The sequence below is a fragment of the Streptomyces sp. NPDC046862 genome (assembly GCF_040704615.1).
GTDB lineage: Bacteria > Actinomycetota > Actinomycetes > Streptomycetales > Streptomycetaceae > Streptomyces.
The window spans coordinates 177133-193098 of record NZ_JBEYXP010000003.1; the positions used below are offsets into that span (position 1 = coordinate 177133).

Sequence of the window (15966 nt, forward strand, 5' to 3'; positions counted from 1 at the left end):
CCGCTCCCACCCTCTGAGCGCGTGCCCATTGTTGGCGACTGCGACCGCTCCTGGACGCGAAGATCCAGCCATCGAGGTGCGAAGGGGCGCACGGGGAGCGCCCGCAAGCCGGGGCGCGCAACGATCGGGGAGGCATGCATCGGGGCCAATGGGGTACGGCGACGGCGCCTGCGGGAGGTGGGGTCTGCCGACGGCAGCATCATCAGCGTCTCCTGGGAGGTCGTGGTGGTTCCGCGCCGGCCGGTCAGGGGTTTCTGCGACGCAGCCATCCGAGCAGGCCGCGTGGTTTCTCCGAAGCCTCGCCGGGCTGGGACGACGCCTCGTCCGACAGCCCTCCGAACCGCACCGCACCCGATGCCCGCGCCACCGCAACCGGCGCCGGCGCCCCGAATGGTGCATCGCTCTCAGGCGGAGCCTTCGGCCCGGGTCGTGGCGCCGCCCGGCTCTCGCGGGCCTCGGCAACGGTCTGCCGCAGATCGGACCGCAGCCAGTCGATCTCGTCGGGGTCCCCGGCCGTCGTGATCCTGGCGGCGACCTGCGCGGCCGGTGAGTCGGGCGCGCCGTGGGCCGGCTGTGCGGGTCGGAGGCGGTTGATGTACGCGCGCTCGTACGGGTCCCGAACGATCTCCGCGACCTGGACGGGGTCGAGGAGCGACGCCACGGCCGCGGCCCGCGCCCACGGGTCCTCGGCCTGACGCAGCAGGAATCCGAGGTGGCGTCCCCGCCAGTTGCGGGGACGGAGGTCCAGGCCGGTGTCCAACTGGTCGCGCAGATGCTGCGGCGTACGCCCGGTCAGCAACGGCGCGTTCTGCTCGTCCGCCGCGAACTGGCGCAGTTCCTCCGCCAGATACAACCAGACCACGGCCCTGTAGCGGTTGAGGTAGAAGTGGACCGGAGCCAACAGGCCCAGGCGGGCGAGGCGGGTGAACCGGGCGCTCGTCACGTTCATCAGTGCGGCGCCGTCCACGGTGCCCACCGCCCTGACCCGCTCCCTCAGGCTTTCGGGAAAGCCATTCTCGGTGCTCACCCTGTCGATCTCCGTCCGCGCGACGCGGAGGCCACCGCCTCCGTCGTCGACGACGGTCCGGATGCATCCCAGGTGAACGGCGAGGTCGAACTCTCCCCGTTTCAGTCCCAGTGACCGCGCGGCATGGCTCTGTGAGAGCGAGGTGCCGCGTGCCCGGGCGCGGGTCGGGGCGGCGGGCGCGACGGTTGTGACGGACTGGGTGACGGTGTTGCCGGACATGACGGTTCTCCCCCGTGTGCTGATGTGCCGGCGCCGGTCTGCGCCCGCCTCGGAAAAAACCGTAGCCGGTTTGCCGGACATCGCCGTCGGCCTGTGGATAACTCCGCAGACCCGGGAGAATTCGCAGGTCAGAGACCTACGGCTGAGCGCGTTCAGGTCGACGCGCATCCACGCCGAGATGCTCTCCGACGCGATTCACGAGCAGAGTCATCTCGTAGGCGACCTGGCCGATGTCGGCTTCCGCGGCGCTGAGCACGCACAGGCAGCTGCCCTCGCCCGCCGCGGTGACGAACAGCACCGCCTCGTCGAACTCGACCATGGTCTGGCGCACGTGTCCGGCCCCGAAGTGGCGGCCGGACCCCTTGGCGAGGCTGTGCAGTCCGGACGAGACGGCGGCGAGGTGTTCGGCGTCCTCGCGCCTCAGCCCTGTGCTCGCACCCGTCACGAGCCCGTCGCTGGACAGCACCATGGCGTGCTGTACGTGTTCGACGCGCTCGGTCAGGTCGTCCAACAGCCAGCCCAGTCCCGCGTTCTGCGGCATGTTCAGTGCTCCCCGTGGTTTGTCCCCCCTGGCCGGAGGATCCGACGAATCAGCCTTCCCCACCTCCGCCGCCCGAGCAAGGAGGATGGACACATGGCACAGAAGATGACCGACGAGCAATGGCAGGCCTTCGTTTCACACGGGACCCGCACCGGCAAACTCTCGACCGTCCGTGCTGACGGGCGGCCCCACGTCACTCCGATCTGGTTCGTGCTGGACGGTGACGACGTGGTCTTCAACACCGGAAAAAGCAGCGTCAAGGGGCGGAATCTGGCCAGGGACGGCCGTGTCGCCCTGTGCGTGGACGACGACCGGCCCCCGTACGACTTCGTGGTCCTGGAAGGGAGGGCCGAGTTGTCGGAGGACCTCGACGAGCTCCGGCACTGGGCCACGCGGATCGGCGCACGCTACATGGGCGAGGACCGTGCCGAGGAGTTCGGTGCCCGTAACGGCGTTCCGGGTGAGCTCCTCGTCCGCATAAGGCTGGACAAGGTCCTGGCGTATGCGCGCGTAGCCGAATAGGTATCGCTCTCAGCCCACGGAGTTCAGCCCACGGAGTCGAGCAGCCGGGCGGTGTGCATCCGCCCGGCGTACTCGACGAGCCGTATCAGCACCTCCTTCCCGGAGTCACGGTCGCGGGCGTCGCAGAGGACCACGGGCGTCCCCCGGTCCAGGTCGAGGGCGCGCGAGACGTCGTTGGCGCCGTACATACGGGCGCCCGCGAAGCAGTTGACGGCGACCACGAACGGGATCTGCCGGTGCTCGAAGTAGTCCACCGCGGGGAAGCAGTCCTCCAGCCGGCGGGTGTCCGCGAGGACGACCGCGCCGAGGGCGCCCTGCGCCAACTCGTCCCACAGGAACCAGAACCGGTCCTGTCCCGGCGTGCCGAAGAGGTAGAGGGACAGTCCCGACCTGATGGTGATGCGCCCGAAGTCCATGGCCACGGTGGTGGTGACCTTCTGGTCCACACCGCCCGTGTCGTCCACCGACCGGCCTGCCTCGCTCAGCAGTTCCTCGGTGCGCAGCGGTCTGATCTCGCTGACCGCGCCCACGAGGGTGGTCTTGCCCACGCCGAAACCACCGGCGACCAGGATCTTCAGCGCCAGGGCGGCCGTGTCCCCGCCTGTGTCATCGGAGTGCTCGGAGACCATCGATCACTTCTCTCGGGAGTGCGGTGTGCGGTGGGCGTGAGGGCCTGTGCGCGAAGTCAGCATGATGACAACTCCCCACGGTTTTCAGGGTGTTCGACCGTATATTGACCGTTCCGATCGACTCCCGTTCGTTCGGGATTCACATGGGTGCGGAAGTCCGCACACGAAACAGGCGAGGAAGTCGATACGTCGCCACCTCCAGGTCGTCGACAGCTCTGGGTCGTCTACAGCGCCTTCAGCCCCTCGATCACCTCACGCAGGATGCGCTCGTCGGGCAGTTGCGCAGGGGGCACGGGGCGGCTGACGGTGACGCGGCCCAACTCCAGAAGGTCACCGAGGAGCACGCGCACCACGCCCACGGGCAGGTCGGCGTCCGTGGCGAGCTCGGCGACCGACTGTGTCTCGGCCCGGCACAGGTCGATCAGGGCCCGGTGTTCGGGACCGAGTGCGGTGTCGTCGACGCCGGGAGCCGTGGTGACGAGCGTGACCAGGGCGATGAGATCGAACCGCACACCGGTGGGGCCTGGCCGGGTGCGTCCGCCCGTCATGGCGTACGGGCGGACGAGCGGTCCCGCCTCCTGGTCGTACCACTGGCTGCCCGGCGGCTGGTGCGGGGCACGCGCCCCGTTCTCGGTCATCTGCACGGGCCGTCCTCGGTCACCCGGTGACCGGCGGGCGCGTGGCGGCGCGCAACGGGGTGTGCAGATGCTCGCCGACACGTTTCACCAGGCGCGCCATCTCGTACCCCACCAGACCGATGTCGGCGGTGACGGCGGTGAGCACGGCGAGGCAGGAGCCGTCGCCGGCCGCTGCCACGAACAGGAAGCCGTCGTCCATCTCCACCAGGGTCTGGCGCACGCCACCGACACCGAAATGTCGGCCCGCTCCCTTGGCCAGGCTGTGGAAGCCGGAGGCGACCGCGGCCAGGTGCTCGGCGTCCTCGCGTTCGAGACCCGTGGACGCGCCCACGGCGAGTCCGTCGTTCGACAGCACCACGGCGTGCCGTATGTCGCCTACTCGAAGCACCATGTCGTCCAGCAGCCAGTCGAGTTCGGCGGATGGCTGGGCGGCTCTCGCGCTCGGGTCCTGAATCATGCGGGGTCTCCTTCGCTGGTGTCGCCGCCCACCACGGGGTCGGGGGTGATGGCACGGTGGCCCGGTGCCCTGCCGCCGCCGCGCACCCAGCCGTCGCGGTAGGCCGCCATGCGCTCGCGTACGAGTTCGGGGGTGCGGTCGTCGGCCCTGGGGCCTCGGAGGCCCGGCGCCGGTGCCGGTGGATCGGGGCGCCGCTCGCGCAGTTGCGGCGCCAGGTTCGCCTGCCGTACCCGGCGCGGGAGTTCGCCGGGCCGCTCGGTGTCCGGCACGGTCCCGTGCGGGCGCAAGGCGGCGACTTCGGGGGGTGTCGTCGTGGGTGTGGCGTCCGCCGCCGAGCCCTCCTCCACGGCGGACGCCACGGGAGCCACCAGCGCGGGCCGCTCGGCGGGCTGCTGGACAGGCTCCTGCCAAAGGGCGGCCGGTACGCGCGCGTGGGCGCGGCCAGAGGCCGGTCCCGTGTCCACGACCTGCCCCACGTCCACGGCCTGTCCCGTGTCCATGGCTCGTGCTGCGTCCGGGGCGTGGCCTGTGTCCAAGGCGTGCCCGGTGTCGACGACCGGACCGGGTGAACGTTCCGCCGCGCCCGTGTGCAGCAGGGCTGTGGGCAGCAGGACGACGGCGGTGGTTCCGCCGTAGGGCGAGGTCCGCAGGTGGACCTTGATGTCGTGCCGGGACGCGAGTCTGCTGATCACGAACAGACCGAGCCGGTCGCTGTCGAACAGGTCGAGGGCCTCGGACTGTTCGATGCGCCGGTTGGCCTCGGCGAGTTTGTCCTTGCCCATGCCGAGGCCGCGGTCCTCGACCTCCACGGCGTAGCCGTTGCCGACCGGCTCCCCGGTGACGCGCACGCGCGTGTGGGGCGGCGAGAACTGTGCGGCGTTCTCCACGAGTTCGGCCAGGAGGTGGGTGAGGTCGGCGACGGCGGTGCCCACGATCCGTGCCTCCGGGAGTTGCCGTACCTCCACGCGCGCGTAGTCCTCCACTTCGGAGACGGCCGCACGGATCACGTTGGTCAGCGGGACCGGCATGCGCCAGGCACGGCCAGGGGCGGCCCCGGAGAGGATGATCAGGCTCTCCGCGTGCCGCCGCATGCGGGTGGTGAGGTGGTCCAGCCGGAAGAGGTCGCTCAGCTCGTTCGGGTCCTCGGATCTGCGCTCCATGCTGTCCAGCAGGCTCAGTTGGCGGTGCACGAGGACCTGGCTGCGGCGGGCGAGGTTGACGAAGACGCCGGAGATGCCGCCGGCCAGCTCGGCGCGTTCGGCCGCGGCGCGCAGGGCGGCGCGGTGCACGATGCCGAGGGCCTCGGCGACCTGTCCGGTCTCGTCCTCGGCAGGTTGTCCGGCCGGAGCCTCGGCGTCGACGTCGATCTCCTCCCCTGCCCGCAGCTTGCGCATGGCCCGGGGGAGTTTGTGACGGGCGATCTCCAGGGCGCCGTTCCTCAGGCTCACGAGCTCGACGACGAGAGCGCGTCCGATGCGCACCGAGATCACGAGGGACGCGGCGACGGCGACGAGCCCCAGCAGGACCGCGGCACCGGCCGGGGTGAGCAGTCCGCGTGTGAAGGGGTCGGCCCGGTCCGCCACATCGTGTCCGGCGCCTGCCTCGATCGCGCGCATGCCGTCCTGCACGCGCGCGTGCACCGTGTTCCAGTCGTCCTCGGACACGGCGCCCGCGGCCCTCGCGCCGGGGCGAGCTGCGAGCACCTGGTCCTCGAGGGTTCTCAGGACCGCGTAGGCGCCGCTCTCGACGAGGCCGCTCCAGGCGGTCCGTTCGCGGCCGCGCAGGTCCGCCACGGCTGTTGCCGTCAGGGTGCGACGGGTCTCGACGGCGCCGGTGTAGAGCCGCAGCCGCTCGCCGTCGAGGGCTCCGGTGAGCCGGGCGCCTGCGAGCACCGCGTCCTCCTGGGCCAGTGCCTCGCCCGCGCGCGAGAACTCCAGCAGGACACGCGCGTCGGAGCCGAGCTCGGCGTCCTGGACGCCGGTGAGGGCACCTCCCACCCCGAAGGCCGTGACGATCGCCGCGGTGTACTGCCTGTACGTCTCGCTCCAGCCGGCGCGACCGTCCAGCACACCGGTCCGCAGGGTGCTCAACTGCTCGGCCCCGGTGACGAAGGCATTGAGGCGCTCGGCCACTCCGGCGGGCAGCTCGGCGCCGTCGGCGACGGTGTGGCGGTCTCCCAGTCTCAGCTTGGCGACGGCGCGTTCGGTGCGCTCCGCCAGCTCCTTCAGGTCACTCTCCCGTCCTGCGGCGGGGGCGGTGGCCAGGCGCACGGCCGCTGTGCGCTCGGCCTGGAGCGCGGCGACGGCGGCGGCGACCGGGGCGCGTACGGAGGTGTCGACGCGCTGCGACTGCCGGAGGCGGGAGACGTCCTGGGCGGTACTGACGGTGGCGTACGCCCACAGGGCGAGCAGCGAGACCACGGGCACCATCAACAGGCAGACGATCTTGGCCCGTACGGTACGCGGGCGTACGTGCCGGCGCCCCGCGCCCGGGGATGCCTCGCTCGGGAATGCCACGCTCGGGGCGGCATCGAGATCGGGGCGCTCGTCGGCGGGCGGGCCCGCGTGGGCACGGCGACCACGCACCGGGAGCCGCGCCGACGACTCGGCGTCGGCCGTCGGGGTCCTACGGGGTGTACGCATGGCGTCCTCGATCGGAGTGGTTCGGAGTGCCCGAGCTGCGGTCGCGCGCCTCAGTGAGCGGCGCTCTCGACGGGGCGCTGCGCCGACGCCGACGCCTCGCTTTCCCCTGCCGTCGGAGACAGCGCGACGAACGCCGAGGTCAGGAAGAGATAGGACCCGAGGCCGACGGCGAGGGGGAAGATGAACTGCATCGCCGTGGCCCCGGGCAGGGCCTCGCCGGAGGGAACGACACGCACGTTCACCGCGAACATCGCGGTGTAGTGCATGCTGCTCACCGCACCCCCCATGACGAGGGAGGCGACAGTGACGGCGACCGGTGAGCTGATGTGGAGCGCGGCCCACAGGGCAGCCGTCGCCGCGACCACGGCGATCACCACGGAGAGCGCGACGAGTACCGGGTCGTAGCTCACGTCACCGTGCAGACGCACCGCCGTCATGCCCAGGTAGTGCATGCTCGCGACGCCCAGTCCGGTCGTGAGCCCGCCGAGGAGCAGAGCGCGGGTGCGGTCCCGGCCGTACCCGACGGCGAAGACTCCCGCGCAGACGACGGCCATGGCGACGAGAAGGCTGAGGATCGTCAGCGGCACGTCGTAGCGGATCTCGGTGCCGCCGACGCCGAATCCCAGCATGGCCACGAAGTGCATGGTCCAGATGCCGGTGCCGATCGCGGAGGCCGCGGTGACCAGCCAGTTGCGGCGCGACCTCCCGGTGGCCGCGAGCGCGCGGACGGTGCAGCGCAGCCCGAGGGCGGCACCGGTGCAGGCCATCACGTACGACAGCACGGGCGTCAGCCAGCCGAAGACGGCGTGGTCCAGGTGTCCCATGGCCCAGGGACGCTAGCCCTCACAAGGGCGCGCAAGGGGAGCTCGTTTCGAAAACCGGTGCAATGTGACGGATATCTGCGCCGGAGCGATCGCGTCACGCTCGAACCTGTGCACCGCGCCGCCCTCCGCGCCGGTGAGGGATCATGCGGACATGAGCAACGACCACACACACGTCCGGGAGTTCTTCACGGCACGCGCCGCCGCCTGGGACTCGCGGTTCCCCGACGACGGCCCCGCGTACGCGGCCGCGGTCGCCGACCTCGGGCTCCGTGCGGGCGACCGCGTGCTCGACGCGGGCTGCGGTACCGGACGGGCCCTGCCGCCGCTGCGTGCCGCCGTGGGGCCCACCGGAGTCGTCTTCGGAGCCGATCTCACACCGGCGATGCTGGAGGCCGCCGTACGGGCCGGACGGGACCGCGACGGGCAGCTGCTCCTCACCGACGTGGCCGCCCTGCCCCTGCGCGCCGACTCGCTCGACGCGGTGTTCGGGGCGGGGCTCATCTCGCACCTGCCTCATCCCGCCGAGAACCTGCGGGAGCTGGCACGGGTAGTGCGTCCCGGCGGCACGCTGGCCCTCTTCCACCCGATCGGCAGGGCGGCGCTGGCGGCACGACAGGGTCGGCGGATCACCCCGGACGACCTGCGTGCGGAGCCCAACCTGAGGCCGTTGCTCGCGGGGTCGGAGTGGCGGATGACGGCTTACGTGGACGAGGACGACCGGTTCCTGGCACTGGCCGAACGCGTCGGCTGAACCACCGAGGGCGCACGTGCCTAACCCCGTAGTCCCTCTTCTGTCGCCGACACCGCAACTCTACGTTGAAGAGGAGCATTTGGACGATCAGCGGCATCAGCGCAGGGGAAGGTGGCCCACATGTTCGACAGGCTCCGAAAGTCGTTCGGGAGATTCGTCTCCTCTACGCGCACGGACGTCGGCACCGGCGAGGACAAGCGCCGGCACAACCTCTTCGAGGCTGCCGCGGTATACGTCTCGGCGTGCGCCGAGGATGATCAGGACCGGATCGACGAAGCCTCGGCATGGGTGTCACCCGAGGCACTGTCCTTCGGGGTGAGCGAACTGGCGTGCAGGGCTGTCATCGCGCTCGCGCGGGAGCGCGACGAGTCACCCCAGAGGGTGGCACGCGACCTCCTCGGGCTGCCCGCCGCCTGACCGGGTGGCGGCGTTGGGCCGATTCGTCCCGGCCCACGGGTGACCACAGCGCCGCCCGGAGCTTCCTCGTCGTGACAAGCGCCTTCCGGGCGCATTAGGGTGCGCCGACGGACGAGATCGATGGGGAGGCTGGGATGGCCGGGACGGACGAGGACGCCGTCGCCGCCGGGGACGACGACGCGCTGTATGTACTGACCGCTGTACTGCTGACGCCGGCGCAGTTCCCCAGCGTGCTGGGCGACGACTATCCGGAGGCCTGCGCGGCGCTCGGTCTCGCGCCGCTCGCCGACGGGTACGGTCTCGTGCTGGGCCAGGACGGCGACGGGGCACGCTGGACGGTCGTCGTCGACGACGTGTCACTGGTGGCCGTGGCCATCGCGTCGTGGGACTGCGGCATGGAGTACGACCTGTCGCCGGACGAGCGATCGGTCGTGGCCGCGCTGCCCGGTTGGCCCCTCGCGGTGGCCGTGGCGGCGCCCGGCGTGCCCGCTCCGCACGACCCCCCGCCGGAGATCGCCGAACGGCCGCCCCTGTGCCCGCCCAACACCGAGATCTGGGGCCCGGCCCAGCGGCGCCTCGGAGCCGACGAGATCGCTCTGCAGTGGGCCGTCTGGCGCGAGCAACTCGGCGCCGACGCGTTCGTGAACCGCGAGGACGGCGAGACGTCCGGCGACGCTTCGGAGACCGAGGGCGACACCTCAGGACCCGAGGGTGACACCTCAAGGACCGAGGGCGGTGACGGGCAGAGCAGCACTCGCAGCAGCATCCGCCGGGTCCTCGCCGAGGCACGCGCGTACGTGGACTCGCCGCCGCCATTGGGACGCGTCCGCTCGTCCTTCGCGCCGGGCGACGCCCGGACCCTCCGCGCCGACGGTCCCGGCTGGTCCATGGTGGCCAGGACCGACGACATCGCGTTCCTCCTCGTAGACGAGGAGCCCGGTGAGGTGCTGCCGGTGGGGCGTGGCCCGGAGCTGCCCGGACTCCTGGAGTCCCTCGACAAGATCGCGGTACGCCCCAACTGAGCCGCCGTGGACCACCGGCCCGCGGTGCGGGCCGGTGACGCCTCAGCGGCCGAGCTCCTTGCGCGAGACACGGCGCAGCCTGCGCCGCTGCGAGGGGTCCAGCATGAGGTATGCGGCTGTCGGGATCCCCAGCACTATCAGGAGGTTGGCCCAGAAGGGGAAGGGCAGCAAGATCAACAGGATGATCCCGACCGCCGCACCCCCTGCGGCGATCTTCGCGTTCTTCGACATCTCCGTCGCCTCCTTCGCGGCCACTGCCGCTCTCTGCCCTGAGAACGGGTCCGCGCCTCGGGCAGTTCCAGCGCCGAACCCTGACGTGCCCCTGAGGGAACCCTGAGGCGCCCCTGAGAGCCATGAAGAGTGACCTACATCACTCTCTCACGATTCCTCGAGAGCACTCGCGGTGCTGTACCCTCGGCGACTCCGACTCAAGTAGTCAAGTTTGAGGAGTAGGCCATCGCCGTGCAGAGGATTTCCGCCCCGCCGTCGTCCCGGATCGCCGAACTCGCCTGCTGCTGTGCCGTTTTCGTGCCCGCCGACCCGGCCCGTACCGGCCACGTCGCCTTCTGGCGGCCCGATGGTGCGGCGCCCCCTGCGGTCGCTACTGGTTCCACCGGCGAAGTGACCGTCGTCGTGCCCGGTGACGAGGACATCGAGACGGTGCCCCTGCCCGCTGCCCTGCTGCCGGTGCGGGCCGCGTTGCCCGTCCTCACGCGCGCGCGTGCCACCGCGTCGGCACACCGATCGACAGCGTTCTGGGGTGCGGCCGCCGTGCTCGCGCTCCAGCTGGCCGCGCGGGGCCTCCTGCTTCCCGGCCTGTCCTCGACCGAGAACGACGCGTGGCGCATGGGCCCACTGCGGGCCGATGACCTGGAGCGACTGCGTGACCTGGCCGCCGCGATGCCGCCCGAGGCCCACGCCGTGCCCCTGGACGAAGCAGAGCCGTTACGGCTACCGGACCCGGAGCAGCTGGTGCGTGCCTTCCTCGACGCGGTCGCCGACGACCTGCCCCGCTCCCCCGCCGCGGCACTCGCGGCGGGCGGCCCGGCGTTCGCCGCTTCGGAGCCGCAGCGCGTGCCCGAGCAGCGTGCCTGGGCGGCCGACGTCGCCGCCGGACACGACGCCGGTTTCCGTCTCTCCCTGCGGGTGGAGGTGCCCGGTCTCGCGTCCGACGTGCCGGACGAGACACGGCTGTCGTTCCGTGTCGTGCCGCAGGTGCACAGCGCCGACGATCCCGCCCTCGTCGCGGATGCCTCCGCGGTGTGGGCCGGTCACGACACCTTCGGCCCCCGCGCGCGAATGGACGCCCTGCTCGCACTGCGGCGCGCGGCCCGTGCCTGGTCGCCGCTGACGCCGTTGCTGTCGGCAGCCGCCCCGGACTCCGTGGAACTCGCCGACGACGAGATCACCGACCTGCTCGGCGAGGGCACCCGGCTCCTGGCCGGCGCGGGCGTCGAGGTGCACTGGCCCAGGCAGCTGGCGCGCGGACTGACCGCCCGCGCGGTCATCGGGCCGCCGGACGACCACCAGGACCCGGCCGGCACCGAGTCGGACACGCCGTCGTTCCTCTCGGCCGACGCACTGCTCGCCTTCAACTGGTGTTTCGCGATGGGCGACCAGCAACTCACCCGGCAGGAGCTGGACCGTCTCGCCGAGGCGAACCGCCCCATGGTGCGCTTGCGCGACCAATGGGTCCTGGTGGACCCCGAGGAGGTGCGCCGCGCCCGCGCGCAGCAGGACCGCAAGATCACGCCCATCGACGCCCTCGGCGCCGCTCTCACGGGCTCCACGGAGATCGACGGCGTCCGGGTCGACGTCCACCCCACGGGATGGCTGGCGACGCTCCGGGAACGGCTGGCGGAGCCGGAGGGCCAGCCCCCCGTCGGGCAACCCGCCACGCTCGCCGCCACACTGCGCGACTACCAGCTGCGGGGCCTCAACTGGCTGGCCCGGATGACCTCCCTGGGGCTCGGCGGCTGCCTGGCCGACGACATGGGACTGGGCAAGACCATCACCCTCATCGCCCTGCATCTGCACCGCCAGAGCGACCCGTCGGCCGCGGGTCCCACACTCGTGGTCTGCCCCACCTCGCTGATGGGCAACTGGCAGCGCGAGATAGAGAAGTTCGCACCCGGTGTCCCCGTGCGCCGCTTCCACGGCTCCAGTCGTCACCTGGAGGGTCTGACCGACGGCGAGTTCGTACTCACCACGTACGGCACGATGCGTCTCGACGCACCGCGACTGGCCGAGGTCAGCTGGGGAATGGTCGTCGCGGACGAGGCTCAGCACGTGAAGAACCCGTACTCGGCCACGGCGAGGCAACTGCGCGGCATCGGCGCACGCGCGCGTGTGGCGCTCACCGGCACACCCGTCGAGAACAACCTCTCCGAGCTGTGGGCGATCCTCGACTGGACGACACCAGGTCTGCTCGGCCGGCTCGGCACGTTCCGCGCCCAGTACGCGCGGGCGGTCGAAGAGGGCCTGGATCCCGCCGCGGCCGAGCGGCTCGCCCGGCTCGTGCGGCCGTTCCTGCTGCGCCGCCGCAAGTCGGACCCCGGGATCGCACCCGAACTGCCGCCGAAGACCGAGACCGACCGTGCCGTGTCACTCACTCAGGAGCAGGTGGGGCTGTACGAAGCCATGGTGCGCGAGAGTCTCGCCGAGATCTCCGGTGCCGACCACATGGCCCGGCGCGGGCTGATCGTGAAACTGCTGACCGGGCTGAAGCAGATCTGCAACCACCCGGCGCAGTTCCTCAAGGAGGAGCGGCCGAGGATCGGTGGCAGGTCGGGGAAGCTGGAACTGCTGGACGAGCTGCTCGACACGATCCTCTCCGAGGGGGCGAGCGTTCTCGTCTTCACCCAGTACGTGCAGATGGCGCGGATCATCGAACGGCATCTGTCCACCCGCGGTGTGTCGTCGCAGTTCCTGCACGGCGGGACGCCGGTCCAGGAGCGCGAGGCGATGGTGCGGCGGTTCCAGGACGGCGACATACCCGTCTTCCTGCTGTCGTTGAAGGCCGCCGGCACGGGGTTGAACCTGACCCGGGCCGAGCACGTCGTGCACTACGACCGCTGGTGGAACCCGGCCGTGGAGGCGCAGGCGACCGACCGTGCGTACCGCATCGGTCAGACCCGGCCCGTCCAGGTGCACCGCTTGATCGCGGAGGGGACGATCGAGGACCGCATCGCCGACATGCTGCTGCGCAAGCGGGAGCTGGCCGACGCGGTGCTCGGTTCGGGCGAGGCGGCGCTCACCGAGCTGTCCGATGCCGAACTGGCCGACCTGGTGGAGCTGCGAGGGGGCACACGATGAGGGAACAGGACACCGAGCGCACGTTCGCCGCGCTGCCGCCCGCGGGCGGGCGGAGCTTCGCCCAGACCTGGTGGGGCCTGGCATGGCTGAAAGCGCTGGAGGACGCGGCCCTGGACTCCCAGCAGATCAAGACCGGCCGCAGGCTCGCGCGCGCGGGAGGCGTGGGTGCCGTTTCGGTGCGCCCGGGGCGCATCACAGCCGTCGTCCAGGACCGCGACGGCACGGCGCACCGTGCCGATGTCCTGCTGCAGGAGCTGTCCGCGGAGCAGTGGGACCGCTTCCTGGACCTGGCCGTCGAACGGGCAGGGCACGTCGCGGCCCTGCTGGACCGTGAGATGCCACCGCATCTCGTCGAGGACGCCGCCGACGCGGGAGTGGAACTCCTGCCGGGGCTGGGCGACCTGGAGCCGGAGTGCGACTGCGACGCGTGGGACCACTGCGGTCACACCGCGGCTCTCTGCTACCAGATGGCGCGGCTGCTGGACCAGGATCCGTTCGTCCTGCTGCTGATGCGTGGCCGTGGTGAACGCGCGGTGCTCGACGACCTGCACGTGCGCAGCGTCAGCCCGAGCGAGGAGGAGCCCACGCCCTGCGAGGAACCGCCTGAGGAGGGCGTGGACGCCGCCGAGGCGTACGCGAGCGGAAGCATCCTCCCGGCCCTCCCGCCGCTCCCCTCGGCCCCGGAGTTGCCCTCCCAGCCCGGGTCCCCGCCTTCGCTGGACACCGAGACCCCGCCCGCGCCCGGGGTCGACCCGGCCGCTCTGGCGTTTCTCGCGGCGCGGGCCGCGGCGCAGGCCCACAGGCTGCTCTTCGCGGCGCTTGCGCCGGGGCACGATCAGGACGCGGTCGAGGAGGAGCTGACGCCCTCCGAGGATGCCGTCCGGCTCGCCGCGGACGCTTCCGAAGCGGCGATCACCGCGCGCCTGGCCGAGGGGACGGGGCGCGATCGCGAGGGGCTGGACATCGCCGTCCGCGCCTGGCGGTACGGGGGTACGGCCGCGCTGTCGGTACTGGAGGAGGAGTGGCTCCCGGAGGCGGAATCGCTCGCACGCGCGCGTGCCGCCCTGGATTCGGCCTGGGACGAGGAGGATCGGCCGCGACTGAGCGCCGCCGGCAACCGCTGGACGGTGATCGGCGCCCCGACCCAGCTGCGCCTCGGCCGGGACGGCCGCTGGTGGCCGTACCGCGAGGAGCACGGCCACTGGGTGCCCGCCGGTCCTGCGGCCCACGACCCGGCCACGGCGCTGGCATCGGTGGGCGGCGAGGCATGAGCCAGGAGCACGGCATGGGGACCGGCCACGGGGCGAGACCGCAGGCGACGCTGTCGATGCCCGGGTGGTAGCCGCCCTGGTCCGGGTACTGCACGAGGGTGCCCCGCGCGGTGCCCGCCGGCCGGAAGGTGTACCGCCCGGGGGAGCGTACTTCTGGGAGATGGCCTGCCCTGACCCCGCCCCGGCGGCCGGCCGGTGGCAGGCCGAAGCCACCGAAGGCCCCCGGTGGGCGGTCCGTATCCCCCGTACGAGCCCCTCCGCGGGCCGAAACCACCACCTGCCGCCCTGCCGCGCGGAAGGGAGACGCGGGCAGAACCAGCCTCACGGCCTGCCACACGACTCCCTCCACAGCGCCACGGGTCCGGGACACATCGGGCGCCGCGGACCCGACGCGTCAGGGCGTGTCAGCCGCGCGCACCCAGCAGGTGGTCCATCGCCAGCTGGTCGAGCCGCTCGAAGGCCATCCCGCGCGCGGCGGCCGCCTCCGCGTCGAAGCCCTCGAAGGCCGTAGTGTCCGCGAGCAGCGCCTTCAGGCCGTCGGCCGCCGTCGGCTGGGCCAGCTCGTCCAGGCGGGAGGCGCGCAGGGCCTCCTGGACCTCGGGGTCGGCGCGGAAGGCGGCCGCCCGCTCCTTGAGGATGAGGTAGTTGCGCATGCAGCCCGCGGCCGACGCCCACACGCCGTCGAGGTCCTCGGTCCGCGGCGGCTTGAAGTCGAAGTGGCGCGGGCCCTCGTAACCGGCGGTCTCCAGGAGGTCGACCAGCCAGAAGGCGGAGCGCAGATCGCCCGCTCCGAAGCGCAGGTCCTGGTCGTACTTGATGCCGGACTGGCCGTTGAGGTCGATGTGGAAGAGCTTGCCCGCCCACAGGGCCTGGGCGATGCCGTGCGGGAAGTTGAGGCCCGCCATCTGCTCGTGGCCCACCTCGGGGTTGACGCCGTACAGCTCGGGGCGCTCAAGGCGCTCGATGAAGGCCAGGGCGTGGCCGACCGTGGGGAGCAGGATGTCGCCGCGGGGCTCGTTCGGCTTGGGCTCGATCGCGAAGCGCAGGTCGTACCCCTGGGAGGTCACGTACTCGCCGAGGAGGTCGAAGGCCTCCTTCATGCGGTCGAGCGCGGCACGCACGTCCTTGGCGGCACCCGACTCGGCACCCTCACGGCCGCCCCAGGCGACGTAGATCTTGGCGCCCAGTTCGACCGCCAGGTCGATGTTGCGGATCGTCTTGCGCAACGCGTAGCGACGCACGTCGCGGTCGTTGGCGGTGAACGCGCCGTCCTTGAAGACGGGGTGCGTGAAGAGGTTGGTGGTCGCCATCGGCACGGTCATGCCGGTCGCGTCGAGGGCCTGCCGGAAGCGCTTGATGTGCCCTTCGCGCTCGCTGTCGGAGGACCCGAAGGGGATCAGGTCGTCGTCGTGGAAGGTCACACCGTGGGCACCGAGTTCCGACAGACGCTGCACCGTCTCGACGGGGTCGAGGGCGCGCCGGGTGGCATCGCCGAACGGGTCCCTCCCCTGCCAGCCGACGGTCCACAGGCCGAAGGTGAACCTGTCCTCGGGGGTGGGCTGGTAGTTCATGCCGCGGCTCCTTGCTCGCTCCGACTATTTCGTCATGGCGATTAACAAATTAGTATGCGAAGGCATCTCTGGGAAGAGACGACGTGTCTCCGTGAGGAGACTGTGTGTGACAGCCGGGCC

Annotated in this window: 15 protein-coding genes; 6 read left to right on the forward strand and 9 right to left on the reverse strand. The window is 71.7% G+C overall.

Annotated elements, in window-relative coordinates:
- Positions 1-244 precede the first annotated feature (244 nt).
- Positions 245-1246, reverse strand: a complete 1002-nt coding sequence (locus tag AB0959_RS04330) for a DUF6397 family protein (protein WP_366824736.1) — start codon at positions 1244-1246, stop codon at positions 245-247.
- A 136-nt stretch (positions 1247-1382) separates the two neighbouring features.
- Complete coding sequence (locus AB0959_RS04335) at positions 1383-1787, reverse strand: roadblock/LC7 domain-containing protein (RefSeq protein ID WP_366824737.1); 405 nt, start codon at positions 1785-1787, stop codon at positions 1383-1385.
- Positions 1788-1880: 93 nt separating this feature from the next.
- On the opposite strand from AB0959_RS04335, the gene AB0959_RS04340 reads away from it, so the two are divergent.
- Complete coding sequence (locus AB0959_RS04340; RefSeq protein WP_366824738.1) at positions 1881-2309, forward strand: PPOX class F420-dependent oxidoreductase; 429 nt, start codon at positions 1881-1883, stop codon at positions 2307-2309.
- 23 nt (positions 2310-2332) lie between these two features.
- On the opposite strand, the gene AB0959_RS04345 is transcribed toward AB0959_RS04340, so the two are convergent.
- The 5 genes from AB0959_RS04345 to AB0959_RS04365 form a co-directional block, all read right to left on the reverse strand.
- Entirely contained in the window at positions 2333-2938 is a 606-nt protein-coding gene (locus AB0959_RS04345; RefSeq protein WP_366824739.1) for an ATP/GTP-binding protein, read from the reverse strand.
- A 224-nt stretch (positions 2939-3162) separates the two neighbouring features.
- Positions 3163-3576 (reverse strand): DUF742 domain-containing protein, encoded by a 414-nt coding sequence (locus AB0959_RS04350; RefSeq protein ID WP_366824740.1) that lies wholly within the window; start codon positions 3574-3576, stop codon positions 3163-3165.
- 19 nt (positions 3577-3595) lie between these two features.
- Positions 3596-4033, reverse strand: coding sequence for a roadblock/LC7 domain-containing protein (locus AB0959_RS04355; RefSeq protein WP_366824741.1), 438 nt, complete (start codon positions 4031-4033; stop codon positions 3596-3598).
- The gene (locus AB0959_RS04360; protein WP_366824742.1) at positions 4030-6675 is read right to left on the reverse strand and encodes a nitrate- and nitrite sensing domain-containing protein; all 2646 of its coding nucleotides are present in this window, start codon (positions 6673-6675) and stop codon (positions 4030-4032) included. The genes AB0959_RS04355 and AB0959_RS04360 overlap by 4 nt, the downstream gene beginning before the upstream one ends.
- A 50-nt stretch (positions 6676-6725) precedes the next feature.
- On the reverse strand, positions 6726-7499 hold the full coding sequence (locus AB0959_RS04365; protein ID WP_366824743.1) for an MHYT domain-containing protein: 774 nt from the start codon (positions 7497-7499) through the stop codon (positions 6726-6728).
- Positions 7500-7650: 151 nt separating this feature from the next.
- On the opposite strand from AB0959_RS04365, the gene AB0959_RS04370 reads away from it, so the two are divergent.
- The 3 genes from AB0959_RS04370 (at position 7651) to AB0959_RS04380 (ending at position 9689) form a co-directional block, all read left to right on the forward strand.
- Positions 7651-8250, forward strand: coding sequence for a class I SAM-dependent methyltransferase (locus AB0959_RS04370; protein WP_366824744.1), 600 nt, complete (start codon positions 7651-7653; stop codon positions 8248-8250).
- 120 nt (positions 8251-8370) lie between these two features.
- Complete coding sequence (locus tag AB0959_RS04375) at positions 8371-8667, forward strand: hypothetical protein (RefSeq protein ID WP_366824745.1); 297 nt, start codon at positions 8371-8373, stop codon at positions 8665-8667.
- 134 nt (positions 8668-8801) lie between these two features.
- Complete coding sequence (locus AB0959_RS04380; protein ID WP_366824746.1) at positions 8802-9689, forward strand: hypothetical protein; 888 nt, start codon at positions 8802-8804, stop codon at positions 9687-9689.
- A 42-nt stretch (positions 9690-9731) separates the two neighbouring features.
- Here AB0959_RS04380 and AB0959_RS04385 read toward each other — a convergent pair whose 3' ends face one another.
- Positions 9732-9920: a hypothetical protein gene (locus tag AB0959_RS04385; RefSeq protein WP_366824747.1), complete on the reverse strand. Its 189-nt coding sequence runs from the start codon at positions 9918-9920 to the stop codon at positions 9732-9734.
- 231 nt (positions 9921-10151) lie between these two features.
- Between AB0959_RS04385 and AB0959_RS04390 the strand changes: the two genes are divergently transcribed.
- Together AB0959_RS04390 and AB0959_RS04395 are read left to right on the forward strand one after the other, a co-directional pair.
- The gene (locus tag AB0959_RS04390; RefSeq protein WP_366824748.1) at positions 10152-13004 is read left to right on the forward strand and encodes a DEAD/DEAH box helicase; all 2853 of its coding nucleotides are present in this window, start codon (positions 10152-10154) and stop codon (positions 13002-13004) included.
- A complete protein-coding gene (locus tag AB0959_RS04395; protein ID WP_366824749.1) occupies positions 13001-14275 on the forward strand; it encodes an SWF or SNF family helicase in 1275 nt (424 codons plus the stop codon). The genes AB0959_RS04390 and AB0959_RS04395 overlap by 4 nt, the downstream gene beginning before the upstream one ends.
- 404 nt (positions 14276-14679) lie before the next feature.
- On the opposite strand, the gene xylA is transcribed toward AB0959_RS04395, so the two are convergent.
- Positions 14680-15846 (reverse strand): xylose isomerase, encoded by a 1167-nt coding sequence (xylA, locus tag AB0959_RS04400; RefSeq protein WP_366824750.1) that lies wholly within the window; start codon positions 15844-15846, stop codon positions 14680-14682.
- Between the last annotated feature and the right edge of the window lie 120 nt (positions 15847-15966).

Bases quoted from the DNA above. Each gene is read 5' to 3' on its own strand.
- AB0959_RS04330 (WP_366824736.1), bottom strand. From the start codon at position 1,246: ATGTCCGGCAACACCGTCACCCAGTCCGTCACAACCGTCGCGCCCGCC.
- AB0959_RS04335 (WP_366824737.1), bottom strand. From the start codon at position 1,787: ATGCCGCAGAACGCGGGACTGGGCTGGCTGTTGGACGACCTGACCGAG.
- AB0959_RS04340 (WP_366824738.1), top strand. From the start codon at position 1,881: ATGGCACAGAAGATGACCGACGAGCAATGGCAGGCCTTCGTTTCACAC.
- AB0959_RS04345 (WP_366824739.1), bottom strand. From the start codon at position 2,938: ATGGTCTCCGAGCACTCCGATGACACAGGCGGGGACACGGCCGCCCTG.
- AB0959_RS04350 (WP_366824740.1), bottom strand. From the start codon at position 3,576: ATGACCGAGAACGGGGCGCGTGCCCCGCACCAGCCGCCGGGCAGCCAG.
- AB0959_RS04355 (WP_366824741.1), bottom strand. From the start codon at position 4,033: ATGATTCAGGACCCGAGCGCGAGAGCCGCCCAGCCATCCGCCGAACTC.
- AB0959_RS04360 (WP_366824742.1), bottom strand. From the start codon at position 6,675: ATGCGTACACCCCGTAGGACCCCGACGGCCGACGCCGAGTCGTCGGCG.
- AB0959_RS04365 (WP_366824743.1), bottom strand. From the start codon at position 7,499: ATGGGACACCTGGACCACGCCGTCTTCGGCTGGCTGACGCCCGTGCTG.
- AB0959_RS04370 (WP_366824744.1), top strand. From the start codon at position 7,651: ATGAGCAACGACCACACACACGTCCGGGAGTTCTTCACGGCACGCGCC.
- AB0959_RS04375 (WP_366824745.1), top strand. From the start codon at position 8,371: ATGTTCGACAGGCTCCGAAAGTCGTTCGGGAGATTCGTCTCCTCTACG.
- AB0959_RS04380 (WP_366824746.1), top strand. From the start codon at position 8,802: ATGGCCGGGACGGACGAGGACGCCGTCGCCGCCGGGGACGACGACGCG.
- AB0959_RS04385 (WP_366824747.1), bottom strand. From the start codon at position 9,920: ATGTCGAAGAACGCGAAGATCGCCGCAGGGGGTGCGGCGGTCGGGATC.
- AB0959_RS04395 (WP_366824749.1), top strand. From the start codon at position 13,001: ATGAGGGAACAGGACACCGAGCGCACGTTCGCCGCGCTGCCGCCCGCG.
- xylA (WP_366824750.1), bottom strand. From the start codon at position 15,846: ATGAACTACCAGCCCACCCCCGAGGACAGGTTCACCTTCGGCCTGTGG.